The sequence below is a fragment of the Pseudoxanthomonas daejeonensis genome, from assembly GCF_010093205.1.
Classification (GTDB): domain Bacteria; phylum Pseudomonadota; class Gammaproteobacteria; order Xanthomonadales; family Xanthomonadaceae; genus Pseudoxanthomonas; species Pseudoxanthomonas daejeonensis.
In genome coordinates this window covers 349,008-370,084 of the sequence record NZ_PDWN01000002.1, presented here as the reverse complement: position 1 = coordinate 370,084, position 21,077 = coordinate 349,008, and the positions used below count along the sequence as shown (strand labels likewise).

The following is a 21,077-nucleotide window of genomic DNA, read 5'->3' as shown; positions in this document are numbered from 1 at the left end:
TTTGACTGTCATATGACCCTCCGAGACCTATTCTTGTCTCTTCGTCGGCAGCGTCAGATGTGGTTAAGAGACAGGTGGGGGCGCTGTTCAACGGCGTGGGCGCGGCGCAGGGCCGCGAGATCCAGCGCGTGGCAGTGGAAGAGAGCCGGCTGGGCATCCCGGTGCTGCTGGCCGCCGACGTGATCCACGGCATGCGCACGGTGTTCCCGATTCCGCTGGGCGAAGCGGCCAGCTTCGAGCCGGCGCTGGCCGAACGCACTGCACGCGCCACCGCGGTGGAGGCGACCGCGGCCGGGCTGCACTGGACCTTCGCCCCGGCCGTGGACATCGCTCGCGACCAGCGCTGGGGCCGCGGCGCGGAAGGCGCGGGCGAGGACACCGTCCTGGGGTGCGCCTTCGCCGAAGCGCGCGTGCGCGGTTTCCAGGGTCCTGACCTGCGCGCGGCCGATTCGCTGCTGGCCACGCCCAAGCACTTCGCCGCCTACGGCGCAGTGGCGGCGGGCATGGACTACAACTACGTCGAAATTTCCGAGGGCACGCTGCAGGACGTGCACCTGCCTCCGTTCAAGGCCGCCTTCGATGCCGGCGCGCTGACGGTGATGACCGCCTTCAACGACATCAACGGCGTGCCGGCCAGCGCCAACCATGCGTTGCTGACCGGCCTGCTGCGCGGGCACTGGGACTTCCCGGGCCTGGTGGTGTCGGACTACACCGCCGACATGGAACTGATCGCGCACGGCTATGCCGAGGACGAGCGCGACGCCACGCGCCGGGCGTTCACCGCCGGCATGGACATGAGCATGCAGAGCGGCTTCTACGCCGCGCACCTGCCGGGGCTGGTCGAGTCGGGCGAGGTGCCGATGGCACTGCTGGACGCATCGGTGCGGCGGGTGTTGTCGCTGAAAGCGGCGATCGGCCTGCTCGATGATCCCTACCGCTCGCTGGATCCCTCCCGCGAGGACGACATCTCGCGGCTCGAGGCGCATGAAACACTGGCCCGCGATGCCGGAAGGCGTTCGATCGTGCTGCTGAAGAACGAGTCCGACGTCCTGCCGTTGCGACGCGATGCGCGCATCGCCCTGGTCGGGCCCTTCGCCCGCGACCGCGACAACATCGAAGGCTGCTGGACCCTGTTCGGCGACAAATCGCGCTACATCAGCCTGGAAGAGGGATTCCGCGCTGCCCTGCCGCACGCGGGATCGCTCGAGATCGTCGACGGCTGCGGTCTGGAATCGCCACTCGAAGGCGGCATCGAGGCTGCGGTAGCCGCGGCCCGGCGCGCCGAGGTCGTGGTGCTGGCCCTGGGCGAGCCGCAGCGTTACAGCGGCGAAGCGCAGTCGCGCACCCGGATCGTGCTGCCGGCCGCGCAACAGGTGCTGGCCGAAGCGGTGTCCGCGACCGGTACGCCGGTGGTGGTCCTGCTGCGCAACGGCCGCGCGCTCGCGCTGGAAGGTGCGGTGCGCGATGCCCGGGCGATCGTGGTGACCTGGTTCCTCGGCAGCCAGACCGGGCATGCCGTGGCCGACGTGGTGTTCGGCGACTACAGCCCTTCAGGACGCCTGCCGGTGAGCTTCCCGCACGATTCCGGGCAGCAGCCGTTCTTCTACAACCACCCGCGTACCGGTCGTCCGGAAACGCCGGAGATGTCGGAGTTCAAGGCGCGCTGGCGCGAACATCCGAACACCGCGCTGTATCCCTTCGGCCATGGCCTGGGCTACGGGCGTATCGAATACGGCGCCACCACGGTGGACATGGCGAAGCTGCCGGTATCCGACGTGCTCACGGTGCGGGCGACGCTGCGCAACCACGGCACGCGCGCGGTCGAAGAAGTCGTACAGCTGTACGTGCACGACCGGGTTGCCAGCCGGGTGCGGCCGGTGCGCGAACTGAAGGGCTTCCGCAAGCTGATGCTGCAACCCGGCGAAAGCCAGGAAGTGGTCTTCCGGCTGGCACCCGCGCAGCTCGCGTTCACCCGCGCCGATGGCACGCACGGGTCGGAGCCGGGTGGGTTCGACGTCTGGATCGCGCCGTCGGCGATGGCCGGTGTCCCGGCCAGGTTCGAACTGCTGCCGCGCTGAACCGCCGCGGGCTTCGGCCGGCGAAGCGGATATCGATGAGATCCACAGGGAATGCTCCTCGGTGATCACGTCGCCGGCGGAAGCCTGCTTCCGTAAGTCATGTCTGTCGCAGGCCACGGAGCCGCGCTTGCGCGCCCAACCGCCTCAGGTTCCGCGCGGCTCGCTCCGCTGCCAGGCCCGCAACGCCGCCTGCCGCGCGCGATTCCAGTCCAGTCGCGACAGGCCCTTGCTGGTCTCCCATTCGCGTTGCATGTCGGCTTCCAGGCTGCTGAAGTCGCGCCCGGGATGCTGGTGGCGCGCACCATAGCCGAGGCGATAGGCGGGGTCGTAGTCGTCGTAGCTGTCGCCCTCGAGGAAATACGGCTCGCGGGTGAACTGCTGGTTCCAGTAGCCGGAATCCGGGAACGGCTCGACCGGGGCGCGTCCGGGGATCTGGTATCCGGGCTGTGAGCTCATGGTGGTTCTCCTGTGTCAGTGGAGAAATCACCGTAGCGATGGCGCGGTTAACCCCATCGGGCGAACGCGTGAGCCCGAAGTTATGCGCGCGCGTGCGTTCACGGTCCGTGCGCCAGGCTGTCAGCTGACCGCCGTGGCCGCTTCGTAGGGAAGTGGCGAGGCGCCTGCCCGCAGGACGGCTGCCTCGGCGCGATGCAGGGCGTCGTCCTCGGCATCGATGACCAGCAGGATCTGCCCGGTCTCGATCGTTTCCTCGAACTGGCGACGGACCGGATCGGGCACGCTGGCGCCGACCAGTGCGGACGACCAGCTGCCGACCAGTGCGCCCACCGCAGCCATCACTCCGGCGCCGGCCAGGGTGATTCCCAGCGGCGGAACCGCGACCGCGACCAGGCCCGCGACCAGTCCCACGGCGCCGCCGCCCGCGGCGCCCCGCAACGCAGCCGGCACGATATCGGTGTGTGCTTCGCGCAGCTCGTCGGGGACCGCGTCCATCTCGATGTCCGAGCGGGCGATCAGCGAAAGCGAGTCGGGCTCGATGCCGGTGTCGCGCGCCGCCGCGAGCGCGGCGTGCGCGGCCGCCAGGTTGGGCGTGGCGTAGATGCGTCGGGTCTTCATCGCGCGCTCCAGCGGCCTGCGGCCGTCACTGTGGGGCGGCCACTGTCCTGCGCGCGCGGTGATCCGGACGTGAGCGCAGCGCGGGGGGATTCAGGCGCGGGCGGACACCGGGTTGCCCAGCTGCGGAGGATCAGGCGGCGGTCGGCGGATCGGTCGCTTCCGGGCTGCGCCGGGCCACGATCGCGGTCGCGGTGAGGTCGCCGGTGACGTTGCCGGTGGTGGCGAACACGTCGGGGATGGTGTCCACCGCCAGCAGCAGGCCCAGCGGTTCCACCGGCAGGCCCATCGACTGGGTCACCGGCATGACCGTCGCCATGAAGCTGACCTGCCCGGGAAGGCCGACCGAACCCAGGCTGATCACCACCGACAGCGCGGCGCCGGCGGCCAGCTGCACCGCGCTCAGTTCGATGCCGTAGGCCCAGGCCACGAACGAGGCGGCGACCATGTACTGGATCGGGCTGGTGATGCGGAACAGGGTCACTGCCATCGGCAGGACCAGCGCGGCGACCGCGCGCGGCAGGCCCAGGCGCTCGCGCGCGCTCTCCAGCATCGCCGGCAGCGAGGCGAGCGAGGACTGGGTACTGGCGGCCACCACCTGCGCCGGCAGGATGCCGCTGGCGAACGCGGCCGGCGAACGGCGCGCGAACACCGCGATCAGGGCGTAGCAGATCGCGATCGCGCCGAGGTACATCGCGCACTGCAGGATGATGTAGCCGGCGAGCGCGCCGACCACGCCCAGCCCCGCCTGCGCGCATACCGCCAGCATCAGCGCGAACACGCCCACCGGCGCGGCCAGGAGGACCCAGTGCACGATCACGATCATCGTGTCGGCGATGCCCTGGCACAGGCCGATCACCTGCGCGCGGCGCTCGCCGTCGACGCGGGTGAGGGCGAATCCGAAGAACAGCGCGAACACCACCAGCGGCAGCATCGCGCCTTGCGCGGCGGCCATGATCGCGTTCGACGGGATGACATTGCCGATCCACTGCGCCAGCGTCGGCGCGGCACCGGTCTCGGCCACGGTGGCCGAAGCCTGCAGCGTGGCGGTGAGCGCGTCGCTGCGCGGTACCAGCGACAGCAGCGCCGGCGCGACCAGCGCCGCGTAGCCGGCGAAGAACGAAAGCATCGCGATGAACACGACCATCGCCCGCCGTGCCACGCGCCCGGACGCGGCGGCGTCGGATGCGGTCGCCACGCCGAGGATCACCAGCGCCAGCACCAGCGGGACCACGGTCATCTGCAAGGCGCTCAGCCACAGCTTGCCGATCGGCTGGGCGATGCCGGCGGTGGTGGCCGCCGCATCGGGATTCCAGTGCGCCAGCGCCAGGCCGACGATCGCGCCGGCGACCAGGGCCAGCAGTACGCGCGCGGTCGCGCCGGGCCACCTCATCGGACCGGCTCCGCGCCGTTCGACGTGGCTGGCAATGCCGGCCAGTGCCAGCGTTCGGCCAGGCGCTCGTACTGCGCATCGGGCAGCAGGACGAAACGGGGCGCCTTGTCGGCGTCCAGCCACTCCAGCATCGCTTCCATGTCGGCGTCGGCCATCGCGGTGCAGCCGGCGGTGGGCTCGCCGGGTGTGCGCCACAGGTGGGCGAAGATGCAGCTGCCGCCCTGCGGCACGTTGTCGGGGTTGTGCCCGATCACGAAGCCCAGGCGGTAACGCGGATCGCCGCTCTTGTGCAGGTCCAGCCGCATCGGTTCGGTGGACCCCTGCACGGCCGCCTCGCCGACCTGGCGTGCATCGACGATCCGGTTGTAGTGGGGTGAGGCGGGGACGTCCATGCACCAGCTGCTGCCTTCCATCGCCTGGTAGGGCAGTCCGGTGGCGACGTCGCCCGCGTAGCCGAAGGCGGTGCCCAGGGTGAACACGCCGGCCGGGCTGCGTCCGTCACCTTCGCGCTTGCGCGGACCGTCGTCCTCGTCGGCCCCGGCATGCAGGCCGGTACCCCAGGCGCTGCCGGCGCGGCCGATGCTTACGTCGAAGGACGCCACTTCTTGCCAGGCCGCCTGGTCGCTGGAGCGTTCGAAGCGGCGCAGCGTTCCTTCGTTGTCGTCCCAGTCGCCGGTGGTGACCAGGACCAGCTGCTGCGCGCCGCGCAGCGGGTCCGGCGTCGCCGCACCGGTGGACTCCCCGGCCAGGGCGGCGATGGCGCAGGCCAGCCCGAGCGTGGCCAGCAAGGGCCAGGCGAAGCGGGAAATGCGGGGTGGCGCGTCGTGCGTCGCGGGCATTCGGGTCTCGCGGGAGCGTTCGGGTCAGGTATCGAGCAGGTGCCGGATGCGCTCGAGGTTGATGCCGAGCTGGCGGTGCCGGTCCGGGTTGGCCTGGCACAGCAGCACGAACAGGAAGTCGAGCAGGTACTGCAGCGAGGAACGGTACAGCAAGGCTTCCACGTGCGGCGAGGGATCGTGCGCCGAGACGACCAGCGCGGCATCGGCGTGGGCGCGCAGCGGGTTGGCGGTGTGCCGGGTGATCGAGATCACCTTGCCCTCGCAGGCCTGGAACTGGCGGCTGATCTGCGACAGCGGCGGCAGCTGGCCGTACTCGGAGAACAGCAGCAGCACGTCGCCCGGGCCGGCCGCCGACAGGTTGGCCATCATCAGGATCGGATCGTTGTGGTGCACGGTGAGCACGCCCAGCAGGGACAGGCGCATGCCGAACTCGCGTGCGAACAGGCCGTCGTCGCCCAGGCCGCAGACGAACACCTTGCCGGCGCCATCGACCAGTCCGACGATCCGCTCGATGCCTTCGCGCGGATTGAGCAGGCGCGTCTCTTCCTCGGCGGCGGCCTTGCTGCGGCGCAGGGCCTCTTCCAGCCGGGTGTACTCGTCGCCATCGCTGGCCGGGGTCGCCAGCGCCGGTGCGTCGGCGCCGTTGCGCGCCACCGCCTGGACGATGCTGAACTTCAGGTCGGGGTAGCCGCGGAAGCCGAACTTCTGGCTGAACTTGACCACGCTGGACTGGCTGATCCCCAGCGCGCTGGCCAGCTGCTGCGAGGAGTAGTCGCGCAGCAGGTGGGCGTTTTCGAGTATGAAATCGGCGATGCGGCGTTCGATCGCCGACATGTGGTCACGCTCGGAGCGGATTTTCACCAGCGGCGGCATGGGTGCGATCTTCATCCGGGCGGGGCGCACCTGGCAACCGGCGCGGGTCAGCGCGCCAGCATCTCCAGGCCACGGATCTCGCGGATCCCCAGCCCGGGCGCGTCGGTGATGGTGATTTCCGACTCGTTGAAGATCACCCCGCCCTCGACCGGGTTGAACTGGCCCAGCGACGGGCCGTCCAGGTCGACCTTGGTGATGGTGTCGGCCTTGGCCACGGCCAGGTGCACGGCGGCGGCCACCGAGATGGCCGACTCGATCATGCAGCCGATCATGCACTGCACGCCGTACAGCGAGGCGATGTCGGCGATCCGGATCGCGTTGGACAGGCCGCCGGTCTTCATCAGCTTGATGTTGATGATGTCCGCGGCGCGGCGCTCGATCAGGTCGAACACCTGGGCCGGGCCGAACACGCTCTCGTCGGCCATGACCGGCGTATGCACGCGCTCGGTGACGTACTTGAGTCCCTCGATGTCGGCGGCCTTGACCGGCTGTTCGAGCAGTTCGAGCAGCACGCCCGCCTGTTCCAGCGCATGCATGGCGAAGACGGCCTGCTTCGGCGTCCAGCCCTGGTTGGCATCCAGGCGCAGCAGGGCGCGCCCTTCGACCGCGGCATGGATCGCCTTGACCCGCTCGATGTCCAGGCCGATGTCCTTGCCGACCTTGATCTTGAGCGAGTCGAAGCCGCGTTCGACCGCGGCGATCGAATCGGCCACCATCTTGTCGATGTGGTCGACGCTAATCGTGATGTCGGTGGTGATCACCGGGTCGCCGCCGCCGAGCATCTTGTAAAGCGGTGCGCCGTAGAGCTGGGCCCACAGGTCGTAGACGGCGATCTCCACGGCCGCCTTGGCGCTGGTGTTGCGCTCCATCGAACCCTGGATCAGCCCGCAGATGTGGTTGAGGTTGGCGATTTCCTGGCCGATCAGGCGCGGCTTGATGAAGCGCTCGATCGCTTCGATGATCGAGCCGTGGGTGTCGCCGGTGATCACCGCGGTGGCCGGCGCCTCGCCATGGCCGGTATGGCCGGTGTCGGTGCGCACCAGCACCACGATGTCCTCGACCGTGTCGACGGTACGCAGCGCGGTCTTGAACGGGGTCTTCAGCGGCACGCGCAGCATGCCGAGTTCGATGTCCGTGATCTTCATGGGGTGGCTCGCGGCCGGATCCTCTGGATGCTGGTGATGCGGTCGACGTAGGTTTCGGTCTCGCCGAACAGCATCGGCTCGAGCGGGGTGACCGATACGCCATTGAGCCCGGCGCGCACGCGGGTGCCATCGGCACCGCGCCAGCTGCCGCCGTTGGTGTCGTGGATCATGAAGGCCAGTCCGCGCTGGTGGCCCAGGGCCATCATCACGTGGCCCGGGATGTAGACCAGGTCGCCGATCTGGAGGTCGCGGACGGCGGCCATGCGCTGGTCGCGGCTGTCGCCGGCGTCGAAGGCGACCCGGTCCAGCGCCGGGCTGGTCGCCTGGTCGCGGGTATTGCGCGGGACCAGGACGCCGAAGCTGCGGTAGACCTCCGAGACGAAGCCGCTGCAGTCGCGGGCGTCGTAGCTGTGGCCCCAGCCGTAGCGCTCGCCGAGGAACTTGAACGACTGGCGGACCAGGTTGGCGGCCGTCAGCGGCAGGTAGTCGTCGGATACGTCGGCCGAGCGCGGGATCAGCGCAGGCACCAGCGCCAGGCGGCCGTCGGCTTCGCGGACCGGCAGGTCGACGACATGCGAGGCATAGGGATGCTGGCCGTTGACCGCCTGCATCGGCGGCCAGTCCGCGCGCAGCGGCAGGCGCACGCCCATGTCCAGCTGCAGCGCCGACACGCGCGGCTCCTCGGGCGTGTAGGTGGTGCGTACGGTGGCGCCGGTGACGACCACATAGGGCGCGCGCTGCGCATAGCCCAGGACGGTGCCGCGGTCGCCCACCGCCACGTGCGCCGCTTCGATCCAGGCGGCGTAGCGCTCGCTGGCGACGAACAGCCACTGGCCGTCGCGGCTGCGGTGCAGCACCGCGACCGCATCGCCGGGGAACAGTGCCGACTCCTGGAAGCGGTCGATGTCGGTGTCGCCGGCGCTGCTGAACGCACGCAGGCGGGTGGGGAAGGCGCGCAGCGCGGCGCGGTGCACGACCAGGCCGTAGCGCAGCGGCTGCGTGGCCGGGATCGCCTCCAGCGCAAGCGCGCGCTGCAGTGCATCAAGTTCCTTCTTCGCGACCGGCTTGCCGTGCACGTCGAACAGCGCGCGGGTCGGCGGCGCGGAGAGCGCCTCGACCTGGCTGCGCACGAGGGCACGCGGCAGCGGGTCGGGCAGGGCGGCGATGTCGTGGATCGACTTGTCTTCGGCGCGCATGCGCGCGTTCTGCGCGGCGATGCCGGCACGGTCCAGGATCACCCGGTCAGGGGCAGGCAACTGTGCGAGCCAGTGCTCCGGCAGCAGGTCGGCCTGGCGCACCTCGATGACCGAGGTCGGCGCATCGCCATCGGACGCGAACGCCGGCAGCGCCGGCATCGCCAGCGCAAGCAGCGATGCCGCCCACCAGGCGGCTGCCCGGCGGCGGTGGGCCGTACGGGATGGAGCGATCGGTAGTGCGTTCACGGCGTTCATGGTCGCCGGTCCTCCCCAGCAGGCATGGCGAAGAATAGTTATTCCGAATATTCGCGGCGTCAAGAATAAATTATTGACCCGCTGCCGGGCGCGTGTTACATCAGCGTTACCACCGCACCCGGGAAGTGTCGTTGTGGATGTCCGCAGTTGCCAGCCTCCAGTACTTCGCCTGCCGCCGCGCCTTGCATGTCCGGGCCGGCGTGTCGCGTGGTCGGCGCTCTGCCTGTTCGCGATGGGCATGGCGGCCACCGCGCACGCGGGCACGAAGGCGGCTGACGCCGTGGACGCGGTGACCTCGAAGGTCGACCGGGGCGACTTCGGTGGTGCGGAATCCGCGATCGCCACCGCGCTGGCCGCCGCTGACCTGACCGTCGAACAGCAGCAGGCCTTGCGGTTCGAGCGCGAGCGCATGCGTCGCATCCACCTGGATTTCACCCTGGATCGCGCCGCGGCCCTGGCACAGGTGCGCAAATCCATCCCCGACCTGCGCGACGCCGAATTCGATGCCTGGGATCGCGCCGGCCTGGTCGAGCGCATGGATATCGACGGCCAGCCGCGCTATTTCAAGCGCGCGGTCTCCAACCTGTACCGGCTGAGTCCTGACGCCGCCGCGCGCCGCGCGCCGCCGGTGAAGCCTTTCAGCGAAGGCCCGAACGAACAGCTCAACGCGCATCACGCCGAGGTCGTCGCTGCGGCCAGGGACGGCGCCACCAGCGTGGCGCCGCGCCGCCTGCGGGTGACCCAGTCGCTGGTGGTCGACGCCGATGCGGTACCGGCCGGCGAGACCGTGCGCGCCTGGATCCCGTATCCGCGCGCGATCGAAGGACAGCAACAGGACATCGGCCTGCTCGGTACCGTGCCGGCCGGTGGCCAGGTCGCGCCGGCCGACACGCTGCAGCGCACCGCCTACATGGAGCGCAGCGCCGTCGCCGGCCAGCCCACCGAATTCTCGGTCAGCTACGAGCTGACCGTGTACGGCCGCCATTTCGCCATCGACCCGCAGCGCGTGCGGGCCACGCCCGATGACCCGGCGCTGGCGCCGTACCTGCGCGAGCAGGCGCCGCACATCGTGTTCAGCCCTGAACTGCGCGCGTTCTCGGCCAAGGTCGTCGGCGAGGAGACCAACCCGTACCGGGTCTCGCGCAAGCTGTTCGAAGCGGTGGACCGGATCCCGTGGGCCGGCGCGCGCGAGTACTCGACGATCACCAACATCAGCGACTACGCGCTGCACGCCGGCCACGCCGACTGCGGCCAGCAGACCCTGCTGCTGATGGCCTTGCTGCGGCTCAACGGCATCCCGGCGCGCTGGCAGTCCGGCTGGGTCTACTCGGACGACGCCGTCGGCTACGACAACATGCACGACTGGGGCTGGCTGTACCTGGCCCCCTACGGCTGGGTGCCGATGGACGTGACCACCGGCCAGCTCGCCAGCGACGACCCGGCGCTGCGCTGGTTCTACCTGGGCGGCCTGGACGCGTACCGGATCGCCTTCAACGACGATTATTCGCGGGACTTCGTTCCGGCCAAGCAGCACTTCCGCTCGGAGACCGTGGATTCACAGCGCGGCGAAGCGGAATGGCGTGGCGGGAACCTCTATTTCGACCAATGGGACTACCGGTTCGAATGGCAGATGCTGCCAACAGGCAATGACGCCACCAGCGCGGGCGATAACGACAACAACACCACTGTGGGAGAGACACGGGGATGAACAGCAGGACTTTCAGGAAGGCAGCGCTCTGCGTGGCGCTGGGTGCATGTATCGGCGCGATGGCGCCGTTGGCCATGGCACAGAGCGCCACCGGTGCGGTCGCCGGTCGCGCGAGCGCCGGTGACCAGATCACCCTCACCAACACGGCCACGGGCGCGACCCGCACGGTCACGGTAGGGACGAACGGAAGCTATCGACTGGCCCAGCTTCCGGTGGGCGACTACCGCCTGCAGGTGGTTCGTGATGGCCAGCCGGTGGGCGAGGGAGTCACGGTCAACGTCGCCCTGGGCGGCACCACCGGCGTCAACCTGGGTGCCGAGGGCGGCCTGGTCAACCTCGACACGATCGAGGTCGTCGGTTCGCGCGTGATCAATCGCGTGGACGTGTTCTCCACCGAGGTCGCGACCAACATCAACCGCGAGGAGCTGGCGCGCCTGCCGGTCGAACAGAGCCTGTCGGCAGTGGCGATGCTGGCCCCCGGCGTGGTGGGAGGCAACTCGTCGTTCGGTGGCATGTCCTTTGGCGGCTCCTCGGTCGCCGAGAACTCGGTGTTCATTAACGGCCTGAACGTCACCGACTTCTACCGCCGCCAGTCCTTCTCGACCGCGCCGTTCGCCTTCTTCGAGGAGTTCCAGGTCAAGACCGGTGGCTACTCGGTCGAGTTCGGCCGCAGCACCGGCGGCGTCATCAACGCGGTGACGCGCTCGGGCAGCAACGAGCTGCGGGGTGGCCTGGAGTTCACGTTCGAACCCTCGGCCTTGGCATCCACCAAGGAAGACCACTATTTCAACGCGGTCGATGGCGACGGCGTGCCCGTCTCAGCCACCTACCGCGGCAGCCACGACCGCGCGAGCTTCATCAAGGCCAACGCCTGGGCGTCCGGTCCTCTGATCAAGGACCGCCTGTTCCTGTTCGCGATGTACGAGCAGCGGCAGAACGACGCCGGCTTCACCAACTCCGCCGGCAGCAGCTGGTCCGATGGCGAATCCAGCGACGGCTTCTGGGGCGCGAAGCTGGACTGGAACATCAACGACGACCACCGTCTTGAGCTGCTCGCCTTCTCCGACGAGGCCGAAACCAACACCGCCGTCCAGACCTACGACTTCGCCACTCGCCAGAAGGGCGTCCTCACCGGCGAGACCACCTCGCAGTCCGGCGGCACCAACGGTTCGGCGACCTACATTGGCCGTTTCGGCGAGAACTTCACCGCCAAGGCCATGTACGGCATCAACCGCACCCGCGGCCTGGCGTTCTCCCCGGCCGACGAGCTGTGCTCGCAGGTTCTGGTCGACAGCACCTACAACGCGCGCTGGGTCGCGATGGGCCGGCCGGCGGTCAGCTGCCACCCGAGCACTTCGAGTTCGGTGGTGGACCACCACGACGAGCGTAAGGTCGGGCGACTGGACTTCGAGTGGGCGCTCGGCGACCACCTCTTGCGCTTCGGCGTCGACAGCGAGGAGATGACCACCGACCGCACCACGCGCTATCCGGGCGAGCCCATGATGCGCTACACGGTGTTCGGTGCCACGCCCGGGGCGATCCTGGACAACGGTGCCACCGTCCCGGCCGGCGTCGACGCCATCGTGATGGGTCGCCGGCGCATCGACGGCGGCGTGTTCGAGACCACCGCGAATGCGTACTACCTCGAGGACATCTGGAACGTGACGCCCAGCCTGGTGCTGAACCTGGGGCTGCGCGTGGACAACTTCGACAACAAGACGGCCTCGGGCGAAAGCTTCATCAAGATGGACAACCTGGTGTCGCCGCGCGTCGGCTTCTCTTGGGACATGAAGGATGATGGCACCACCAAGGTATTCGGCAATCTGGGCCGCTACTACCTGCCGGTCACCAACATCATCAACTACAACTTCGCCGGCGGCCTGATCGACGAGCGCACCTTCTATGCGCTCAGTGGCTGGAATCCTTCCACCAACCCGATCACCGGTGCCAGCTACATGCAGCCGGTGCTGGGCGCGCAGATCGGCCCGGTGGACGATTCCTTCAACCTGCCGGTGGACGACCTGAGGCAGAGCGTGGATCGCGACATGGATGCGGTGTACCAGGACGAGCTGATCCTTGGCTTCCAGCAGATGATCAACCAGGCATGGTCGTGGGGCGTCAACGCCACCTACCGGCGGATGCCCAATGCGATGGACGACATCCGCATCAACCACACGCCGTGCGGGCCGACCTCCACGCTTTGGCCGATCGGAAACCCGGGTGATCCGCTGACCATCTGGGGTACCACCGCCATGGGCTGCGCCCAGGACGGATGGATCACCATCGATACCTCAAGCGATGGCTACATCAAGGGCGGCAGTGGTGAGGTAATCGGCTATTCCGATCCCAAGCGCACCTATACCGCGGTCGAGTTCCAGATCGATCGGGCGTGGGACGACAAGTGGGCGTTCAACGCGTCGTATCTGTGGTCCAAGTCGGAGGGCAATCACGAGGGCCCGGTGAACTCGGACACCAACTACGGAGACACCGGCATGGTCCAGCACTGGGACCACCCGGCCAACAACGAGGATTACGGCCCGCTGTTCAACGATCGCCGCCACCAGATCAAGTTGCGCGGCGCCTACAAGCTCAACGAGATGTGGTCGTTCGGATCGACCCTGACCGCCCAGTCCGGCGGCCCGATCACCGCGCTGGGCGTGGCGTGGCCCAACGACAGCCTGGGTGCGGCGAGCTTCGTGACCGAGGGCTCCGGCGGCGGCTCGTTCTGGCATTGCGTGCAGAACTGCTCGGGCAACTGGAGCCAGCGGGTGTTCGAGTACTCCGGCCGCGGTGACTTCGGCCGCATGCCCTGGACCTACGACTGGGGTGCCAGCGTGACCTGGACCCTGCCGGCACCGGAAACCGACTTGAGGATCCGCTTCTCGGTCTACAACCTGCTCAACGAGCAGGAAGTGATCAATCAGCGGGCTCGTTACGAAAAGGGTCCGGGCGTCACCCGCGGATTGTTCGGCACCGGCACGCGCTGGCAGTCGCCGCGCTATGCGCAGCTGGTGTTGACCTGGAACTTCTGACCTGACGCCGCATCGTGCGTCGCGCGCACGGGCCTCGGCCCGGCGCGCGGCGCACGGTTCCGGCCGGGGGAGCCTGACCATGCGTTGTACCCTCCCATTGGCGGCCGCCCTGTCGGCCGCATTTCTTTTGGCGCCCGTGAACGCGGACGCCGCTGGGCCAGACGACCGCACCCGGGTCGCCCGCGCCGTCGACGACGCCGTGCAGCGCTATGGACTGCCGGGGATCGCGGTGGGCGTGATCGAGGATGGCCGGATCGTCGCCATCGAGACACGCGGCGAACTGGCCGCCGGCAGCGGGCAGGCCGTCGCTCCCGACACGCTTTTCAAGATCGCGTCCAACACCAAGGCGATGACCGCCGGCGTGCTGGCGCGGCTGGTCGACCAGGGCAAGCTGCGCTGGGACGACCCGGTGACGAAGCACCTGCCGCAGTTCCGGATGCACGACCCGTGGGTCACCGCGAACATGCAGGTGCGCGACCTGCTGGTCCACAACAGCGGCCTGGGCCTGGGCGCGGGCGACCTGATGCTGTGGCCGGAACCCAACAGCTTCACCCGCGCCGATATCATCACCGGCCTGCAGCATCTCAAGCCGGTAACCAGTTTCCGTTCCGGCTATGCGTACGACAACCTGCTGTACGTGGTCGCAGGCGAAGTCGCCGCGGCGGCCGCGGGCATGCCGTTCGACGAGGTGGTCCGGCGCGAACTGTTCGAGCCGCTCGACATGGACGGTTGCCGCGTCGGCCAATGGCGCCTGGACGAGGCCGGCAGCGTCGCCCAGCCACATCGCCGCGTGGACGGGCGCAATGTCCCCGTGCGCGAGGACGGCGAGGTCGTACCCGACATCACCTCGATGGCCGCAGGCGGTATCCGCTGCGGCGTGGACGACATGCTCAAGTGGGTCGGCATGTGGCTCGATCCCAAGCACCCCTGGCTGTCGCCGGCGCAACGCCGCGCGGTGTGGACCGCGCACATGCCGATGCCGGTGAGCGAGCGCATGCGCCAGTGGGACAACAGCCACTTCTCCGCCTATGGCTACGGCTGGCGACTGTCCGACGTGCAGGGCGAATGGAAGGTCGCGCACACCGGCACGCTGTCGGGCATGTACTCGTCGGTGATCCTGCTGCCTGATCGGCGCACCGGCATCGTGATGCTGATCAACGGCGAAGGCGAAGCCGCGCGCACCGCGCTGGGCCAGGTGCTGGTGGAGCAGGCCATCGGCGCGAATGCAGGCCACGACGTGGCCCACTACGCCACGCTGCTCGACCAGGAGCGTGCCGGTCGCGCGGCAGCGCAGCCGCTGCCCGATACCTCCGCGCGCCGTCCCGCAACCGCGGAAGAAGCTGCCGCGCTGGCCGGCGTCTGGCGCGACCCGTGGTTCGGCGAGGTGGAGATCTGCCCGCGTGCGGATGGAATCGCTTTTGCGTCGGCGCGTTCGCCGTTGATGCGCGGCCGGTTGATGCGGGTCGGCGCGCGCTGGCTGGTGGACTGGGACGACGACGGCGTCGATGCGGAGGCCTGGCTGCAGCCGCCTTCCCGCGACGCCGGCAAGGGCGCTACCCTGACCCTGTCCCACGTCGATCCGGATGCGGACTTCAGCTACGACTATGCCGATCTCGCCTTCACCCGCCAGCGTGACTGTCCCTGAGTTGCGGCGCCCGGCGCCGGATCCCCGTCGACGCGGGCTGCGCGCCGGTTGCCTGCTGGCACTGGCCTTCACCTCCATTCCCGCGCTGGCTGCGGTTCCGGTGCTGTCGCCTGCCGCCGATGCCGCGCAGGCCGGCATGGTCGAAATACGCGAAGCGGCCCCCGGCATCAGCGTGGAGATGCGCTACGCCGGGACCGACAATTTCACTGGCGCGGTGGTTCCGGGTTACGAAGCCGGCCACTGCTACCTGCTGCAGCCGGTCGCCGAAGCCCTGGCCCGCGTGCAGGCGACGCTGCACGCCGAGGGACTGGGCCTGCGTATCTATGACTGCTACCGCCCCGCGCATTCGGTGACCAGCTTCATGCGCTGGATCGACGCCCCCGACGATCCCGCACTGAAGGCGCGCTGGTATCCGAACGTGGACAAGTCCGCGTTGACCCAGGGCTATATCGGCAAGACCTCCGGGCACAGCCGCGGGGCCACGGTGGACCTGACCCTGGAACGCTGCGACGCCGCGGGCTGCACCCCACTGGACATGGGCACGCCTTACGACTTCTTCGATCCGGCCGCGCATACGGATGCGGCAGGCACGACCAGCGCGCAGCGCGCCGACCGCCATCGCCTGCGCGACGCGATGACGGCGGAGGGCTTTCGCAACCATCCGATGGAATGGTGGCATTACACCCTGCAGCCGGAGCCCGATCCGGGCACCGCCTACGACTTCCCGGTGCGCTGATGACGCGCTGGCGGGAGCTGCGGTGTCCCTACTGCGGCGAGCGCATCGACGTGGCGGTCGACGACAGCGCCGGCGACCAGGACTACATCGAGGACTGCCAGGTCTGCTGCCGGCCGATCGCGATCAGCGTCAGCGTGGACGGTCCGGAGGACGAGCCGCGCGTGGTGGCCCGGCGCGAGGACGAAGCCTGAGCCTGGGCCGGGTCGCGGGGGTTCGCATCCGCTGTCCGTTTAGACTGTCGCCTTCGATTCCTGGCGCAGACCGATGAACCTGTCATTGCATACCGGCCTGCTCGGCGCCCTTGAAGCGGGACTGATCGCCCTGGCGATCGGCGTGCTGGTGTACGCGCTGTGGGCCTGGGTGTGTCGCCGCGCCGGACTCACGATCGCCCATGCGGTGGGTTGGGGTGCGGCGATCTCGGTGGCTGTCGCAGCAGGCATCGACAGCTGGCACCTGTTCTACCTGGGCATCTCCAGGCTCGAGTCCCCGCTGTATGCGCGGCTGGCGCTGGCCGGTATCCACGATCCGGACTTCCTGGGCGTCCGCGTGCTGTTGCAGATCATCGGCGCGCTGACCGGAACGGTGCTGGGCTGGTGGTTGTTCAGCGGGCGTCTTGCCACGCATCACGCCGACCGCGGGAACTGAGTGCCACTGGAACCGGATACAGGTTCCGTTTGAACCGGCGGATAACTCCGTGCTGACGCATCGATAACTGTTGCGGTAACTGCATTCGTCGGCGATGTGGTTAAGAGCCTGTGCAAGCTCCGTGCGAGGCGCATCGATGGTTCATGCGCAGGGATGCAGGGTCGGTGTCGTGAACTGCCGCGGCGGAATGCAGCGTGCAACTCACCGACACTCCACCCCGCAGGAGCACACCATGAAGAACGCACGCCACCTCGTTACCGGCCTCCTCGTCCTGGGCATGGCGGCCACGCCGCTGGCCTTCGCGCAGGCCACGCCCACCACTGAGCGGGCACCGCCCACATCGCAGGAGCCGACCAGCGCGCCGCCAGCCACCGGCGCTGCCGAACAGCAGCCGGCACGATCCTCCGCCGCGGGGCAGGGCCTGAGCTGGGCCGACCTGGATGCCGATGGCAACGGCAACCTCAGCAAATCGGAATCGCAGCGTCACGCCGGCCTGAGCAACGTCTTCGCCCAGGCCGACGTCGACGGCAATGGCGAACTCACGGCCGACGAGTATCGAGGCTTCGTCCAGAAGCAGCAGAGCGAAGCGGCCAAGGAGTAACTACGGCGCTGCCGAACCGCCGCGACGCCTGCCTGGCGGTTGCACCGGGAGCGGGCCTTCGGGTCCGCTCCCGCCTTGTGCGGCACGCCAGCGCAGCGCTGCTATCCTGCCGCTCCGCTTGCCCACAAGGCCTCCCACATGCACGACATCCGCCTGGTCGGCTTCGACGGCGACGACACCCTCTGGCGCAGCGAGGACTACTACCGCACCGCCGAGAAGCAGTACGAAGAGATCATTGGCCGCTACATCGACCTGCACGACGCGCGCACGCTGCGCCACCTTCTCGAAGTCGAACGCCGCAACCTGAGGATTTTCGGCTACGGGGTGAAGGGCATGACCCTGTCGATGATCGAGGCGGCGATCGAGCTGACCGATGGCCGCATCGCCGCGCGCGACCTGCAGCAGGTCGTGGAGATCGGGCGCGCCACGCTCCAGCATCCGGTCGAACTGATCGAAGGCATCCGCGAGGCGGTGACGGCGATCGCCGCCGAACTGCCGGTGGTGCTGGTCACCAAGGGCGACCTGTTCCACCAGGAATCCAAGATCGCCAGCTCCGGCCTGGCCGACCTGTTCCCGCGCATCGAGATCGTCTCGGAGAAGGATCCGCCGACCTACGCGCGCGTGCTGGGCGAGTTCGGCATCGACGCCTCGCAGTTCATCATGGTCGGCAACTCGTTGCGCTCGGATATCGAGCCGGTGGTCAGGCTGGGAGGCTGGGGCGTGCATGTGCCCTACGCGCTGACCTGGGCGCACGAGGCCGAACATGGCCTGGCCGAGGCGCATCCACGCGTCCGATCGGTCGAATCGGCGGCGCATTTGCCGCAGGCCGTCCGCGAAATCGTGACGGCTGTGCGAAACGGCACCTGAATGTCGGCCGTGCCGTGATCCGCCGGTAACGTTTTCATGCGTCCGGGTTAAATCGCGGTTCACCACGAAAATCGCAACGTCATCGCAACGTCACCCACACAGGAGCGCTGCCATGAATGCCGTTATCTCCACCGCCCGCTCCAACCGCTCCGCCTGGATGCGCGGCGCTTTGCTGGCCGCCGCCCTCGCCGGTGCGGCCACCCTGCTGCCCGCGCGCCAGGCGCAGGCCGCCGACGTGCAGGTGCGCGTGCTGGTAGACGTCGCCGACCTCATCTTCCGCAGTGGTCGCCCGTACTACTACGACGAGGGCTATTACCAGCCGGTCGTGGTCGAGTACGACCGCTGGCGCCGGCCGGTCTACTACCGCTACGGCCCGCCGCCGCGTCCGGTCGTGGTCTATCGCCCCGCGCCGCCGCGCTACTACGCGCCCCCGCGCCACCACCACCACGCGCCGCCGCCGCAGTACCGCGTCAGCTACGACGATCGCCGCGGATATGACCGCCGCGACTACGACCGCCGCCACTACGACAACCGTGGCAAGGGCAAGAAGGGCCATGGCCACGACAAGCATCGCGGGCGCGGCTGGGACGACTGATCGCCCGGCTTGGCCGCTTCGCACTGGAAGAATCGACGGGCCGGTCCCGGTGAAGGGCCGGCTTCGTCGTATCTGGAAGCCTGGGGGCCTCGCCCGACCCGCCGGGGAAGAAGATGGCAGCAGCAGAGCCGACCTGACATCCGCGGTTCGCTGCGGCAGAATCGTCGCATGAACCGCGCGTGCGCCCTGCTAGGCCGTTGTTTGTGCATCCTCGTCGTCGTGCTGGCAGCCGACGCAGTTGCCGGGCCGACCGCACCCGCACCCGATGCGGGTGCGGCCGGTGCGCAGCGCGTCCACGCCACCGGTGATGCCTGGCTCGATGGCCGCCTGGCCGACATCGATCTTTACGCCGAGCGCTACCCGGACGCCTTCGCCGCCGAACTCGAGCGCTATGCCGGGGTGCCGCGCGCCTACGTGTCCGGCCTGCTCGCGCAGCCGGGATGGCACGGCGGCGACGCCTGGTTCGCCTGTTTCCTGGCCCACGCCACCGAAGCGACCTGCCGCAGTGTCGTGCGGGCGCGAACCCGCGCCGGCGCGGAGACGACGTGGGAGGCGGTGGCCGCGGAGTTCGATGCACGCCCGGGTTCGCCCGCTTATGGCCAGCTGCGTTTGTCGCTCGCCGACAGTTACCGGCGCTGGTCGCGCCCACTGCAACCGGACCCGGCGTTGACCCGCGCGCTGCGCAAGCGGGCCGAGGCCGAAACCAAGGCCGGACGTTAGCCGATCAGTTCGAAGCGGCGTGTTGCCGGACGCGCCTTGCAGGGCGTCACATGTCCTTGTCCCTGCAATGATGCGCACCGTTGCAGCGCCGAGGGCCTGAACACCGATTTCATCGCGGTTGGACACGCTGCCAACAGCGAAGGGCCTAGCGTGGCGCGTGCCCCGTTCCGTGGGCATACAGAAGATCTGGCCTTTGTGTCCCGATGGCTGCCATGGCATGGGTGCTCCGGCCTTTTCGAGGAGAGCGCCATGAAATCGAATCTGCTTGCTCTGGCCGTCATCGCACTGGGGACATCAGGCCTTGTCGGCTGCCAGCGGGATGACGACCGCCTGACCGGGGCCGAAAGAGCCGCCTCGACCCAGCCGGAACCGGCTCCTGCGGACTCCGCGGGCGACGCCGCGGGACCAGGTGCCGCCACGTCCGACGAAGGCGCGGCGTTGGCGGTGCTCAACGCCATCAACAGCCACGAGATCGCCGCCGGCCAGCAGGCGCTCGCCAAGGGCGTGAAGGGGGACGTCGCCGCCTACGCGCAGATGATGATCGACCAGCACGGCGAGAACAGGAGCAAGACGACTGCGCTGGGTCCGGACGAGAACGCGCCGGAAGCCGTGGCGCAGCGGAGCAAGGGCGAGCAGGAGCTGGCGGCGCTCGACCGCGTGGCCGGCGACGGCTATGCGAAGGCCTACGTCGACGCCATGGTGAAAGGGCATGCCGAAGCGCTCGACGTGCTCGATTCCAGGCTGATCCCGTCGGCCACGCGGCCGGAAGTGAAGGCGCACCTCGTAGTTGCCCGCGAGCACGTCGCCAACCACCTGAAACAGGCGGAAGCCTTGCGGGCGGCCACGGGCGGGTAGGTCGCAGTCGGGGTTCCCCGTGCGGGACGCGGCTGTCGTCCCGCTCACGGCTCGTCCCGCTTACGGCCCGCCCGCTCACGGTCCCTCGAGCAGCGCCTGCAGCCTGAGGGCGTTGGCCGTCGCGAAACCATGGGCGGTGTTGTCGAAGATCACCCAGGCTGGCCTGCGTGCATCGGGGAGGGCGCGCAGGGATGCGGCCAGGGCCTGCAGCTGTTCGTCGGAATACGCGCTGTAGTAGATCCGCGGCGCCCCGTGCCATCGCCAGTACGGCCATGCGGAGCGGGTATCCATCTCATGGTCGTTGTCGCCCACCCGAGGGTCCGCGTCGACCCGCCCGACGGCATGCAGGGCGAAAAGTTCGCTGGCGGCCGGCGAGAACCAGCTCAGGTTCCTGGCTTCGCACGCCAGCGGGGCATCGGTGCGACGACGGAACATGCGGAAGAAGGTCGATGCGGTGCGCATCTCGAACACCTGCCCCGGGGGCAGCTGAAGCAGGTAGCCCCCCAGCTTCGAACCCAGCGCCCCCGACTGCGCCAGGAACGCATCGAGCGCCGGGCCGCAGCGACGAAGCGCGAGTTCGTGCGAAATCTCCTTCGGCATCTTCACCGAGAAGCGGAAGCCGCGCGGGACGCTGGCCGCCCAGCGGGCATAGGTCGAAGGCTGGTGCGGACGATAGAACGAGGAGTTGATCTCCACCACGGAAAAGCGGGAGGCGTAGCGCGCCAGCACGCTTTCCCCATCGGCGAACCGGTCGCGGTACGGGGCCGGAATCGACCATCCCGCGCATCCCACGAGCACCTTGCGCATCGCAGCGTCGTCCCGG

Annotated in this window: 19 protein-coding genes and 1 pseudogene; 12 read left to right on the top strand and 8 right to left on the bottom strand. The window is 68.9% G+C overall.

Going from position 1 to position 21,077, the window contains the following annotated elements:
* Positions 1-74: 74 nt before the first annotated feature.
* A pseudogene (locus tag CSC65_RS03210) lies at positions 75-2,078 on the top strand (glycoside hydrolase family 3 N-terminal domain-containing protein); the annotation flags it as partial.
* A gap of 144 nt (positions 2,079-2,222) precedes the next feature.
* On the opposite strand, the gene CSC65_RS03205 reads toward CSC65_RS03210, so the two are convergent.
* From CSC65_RS03205 to CSC65_RS03175, 7 genes are all read right to left on the bottom strand, one after another.
* Positions 2,223-2,534, bottom strand: a complete 312-nt coding sequence (locus CSC65_RS03205; protein ID WP_162408521.1) for a hypothetical protein — start codon at positions 2,532-2,534, stop codon at positions 2,223-2,225.
* Between the two features lie 120 nt (positions 2,535-2,654).
* Positions 2,655-3,152: a hypothetical protein gene (locus CSC65_RS03200; RefSeq protein ID WP_162408520.1), complete on the bottom strand. Its 498-nt coding sequence runs from the start codon at positions 3,150-3,152 to the stop codon at positions 2,655-2,657.
* Between the two features lie 130 nt (positions 3,153-3,282).
* Positions 3,283-4,542, bottom strand: coding sequence for a dicarboxylate/amino acid:cation symporter (locus CSC65_RS03195; protein WP_162408519.1), 1,260 nt, complete (start codon positions 4,540-4,542; stop codon positions 3,283-3,285).
* Positions 4,539-5,381: a L,D-transpeptidase family protein gene (locus CSC65_RS03190; protein WP_162408518.1), complete on the bottom strand. Its 843-nt coding sequence runs from the start codon at positions 5,379-5,381 to the stop codon at positions 4,539-4,541. Before CSC65_RS03190 ends, CSC65_RS03195 begins: the two co-directional genes overlap by 4 nt.
* Before the next feature lie 24 nt (positions 5,382-5,405).
* Positions 5,406-6,254, bottom strand: a complete 849-nt coding sequence (locus tag CSC65_RS03185) for a MurR/RpiR family transcriptional regulator (protein ID WP_162408553.1) — start codon at positions 6,252-6,254, stop codon at positions 5,406-5,408.
* A gap of 47 nt (positions 6,255-6,301) precedes the next feature.
* Complete coding sequence (locus tag CSC65_RS03180; RefSeq protein ID WP_162408517.1) at positions 6,302-7,399, bottom strand: dipeptide epimerase; 1,098 nt, start codon at positions 7,397-7,399, stop codon at positions 6,302-6,304.
* On the bottom strand, positions 7,396-8,850 hold the full coding sequence (locus tag CSC65_RS03175; protein WP_425501298.1) for a C40 family peptidase: 1,455 nt from the start codon (positions 8,848-8,850) through the stop codon (positions 7,396-7,398). The genes CSC65_RS03180 and CSC65_RS03175 overlap by 4 nt, the downstream gene beginning before the upstream one ends.
* A gap of 238 nt (positions 8,851-9,088) precedes the next feature.
* On the opposite strand from CSC65_RS03175, the gene CSC65_RS03170 reads away from it, so the two are divergent.
* The 11 genes from CSC65_RS03170 to CSC65_RS03120 all read left to right on the top strand — a co-directional run bounded on the left by CSC65_RS03170 (position 9,089) and on the right by CSC65_RS03120 (position 20,254).
* The gene (locus CSC65_RS03170; RefSeq protein ID WP_238390254.1) at positions 9,089-10,558 is read left to right on the top strand and encodes a transglutaminase-like domain-containing protein; all 1,470 of its coding nucleotides are present in this window, start codon (positions 9,089-9,091) and stop codon (positions 10,556-10,558) included.
* Complete coding sequence (locus CSC65_RS03165) at positions 10,555-13,590, top strand: TonB-dependent receptor (protein ID WP_162408515.1); 3,036 nt, start codon at positions 10,555-10,557, stop codon at positions 13,588-13,590. Before CSC65_RS03170 ends, CSC65_RS03165 begins: the two co-directional genes overlap by 4 nt.
* A gap of 79 nt (positions 13,591-13,669) precedes the next feature.
* Positions 13,670-15,235, top strand: coding sequence for a serine hydrolase domain-containing protein (locus CSC65_RS03160; RefSeq protein ID WP_162408514.1), 1,566 nt, complete (start codon positions 13,670-13,672; stop codon positions 15,233-15,235).
* Positions 15,222-15,971 carry a M15 family metallopeptidase gene (locus CSC65_RS03155; protein ID WP_425501297.1) on the top strand — a complete coding sequence of 250 codons (750 nt, stop codon included), beginning with the start codon at positions 15,222-15,224 and terminating at the stop codon, positions 15,969-15,971. Before CSC65_RS03160 ends, CSC65_RS03155 begins: the two co-directional genes overlap by 14 nt.
* Positions 15,971-16,162, top strand: a complete 192-nt coding sequence (locus CSC65_RS03150; protein ID WP_162408512.1) for a CPXCG motif-containing cysteine-rich protein — start codon at positions 15,971-15,973, stop codon at positions 16,160-16,162. Before CSC65_RS03155 ends, CSC65_RS03150 begins: the two co-directional genes overlap by 1 nt.
* Positions 16,163-16,235: 73 nt before the next feature.
* Positions 16,236-16,616, top strand: coding sequence for a hypothetical protein (locus CSC65_RS03145; protein WP_162408511.1), 381 nt, complete (start codon positions 16,236-16,238; stop codon positions 16,614-16,616).
* Positions 16,617-16,848: 232 nt separating this feature from the next.
* On the top strand, positions 16,849-17,217 hold the full coding sequence (locus CSC65_RS03140) for an EF-hand domain-containing protein (RefSeq protein ID WP_162408510.1): 369 nt from the start codon (positions 16,849-16,851) through the stop codon (positions 17,215-17,217).
* A gap of 138 nt (positions 17,218-17,355) precedes the next feature.
* Positions 17,356-18,084: an HAD family hydrolase gene (locus CSC65_RS03135; RefSeq protein WP_162408509.1), complete on the top strand. Its 729-nt coding sequence runs from the start codon at positions 17,356-17,358 to the stop codon at positions 18,082-18,084.
* Between the two features lie 112 nt (positions 18,085-18,196).
* The gene (locus tag CSC65_RS03130) at positions 18,197-18,679 is read left to right on the top strand and encodes a hypothetical protein (protein ID WP_162408508.1); all 483 of its coding nucleotides are present in this window, start codon (positions 18,197-18,199) and stop codon (positions 18,677-18,679) included.
* Positions 18,680-18,847: 168 nt separating this feature from the next.
* A complete protein-coding gene (locus CSC65_RS03125) occupies positions 18,848-19,399 on the top strand; it encodes a hypothetical protein (protein WP_162408507.1) in 552 nt (183 codons plus the stop codon).
* A 249-nt stretch (positions 19,400-19,648) separates the two neighbouring features.
* Entirely contained in the window at positions 19,649-20,254 is a 606-nt protein-coding gene (locus tag CSC65_RS03120) for a DUF4142 domain-containing protein (RefSeq protein WP_162408506.1), read from the top strand.
* A 75-nt stretch (positions 20,255-20,329) separates the two neighbouring features.
* Here the strand turns inward: CSC65_RS03120 and CSC65_RS03115 are convergent, their stop codons facing one another.
* Positions 20,330-21,061: a DUF72 domain-containing protein gene (locus CSC65_RS03115; RefSeq protein WP_162408505.1), complete on the bottom strand. Its 732-nt coding sequence runs from the start codon at positions 21,059-21,061 to the stop codon at positions 20,330-20,332.
* Between the last annotated feature and the right edge of the window lie 16 nt (positions 21,062-21,077).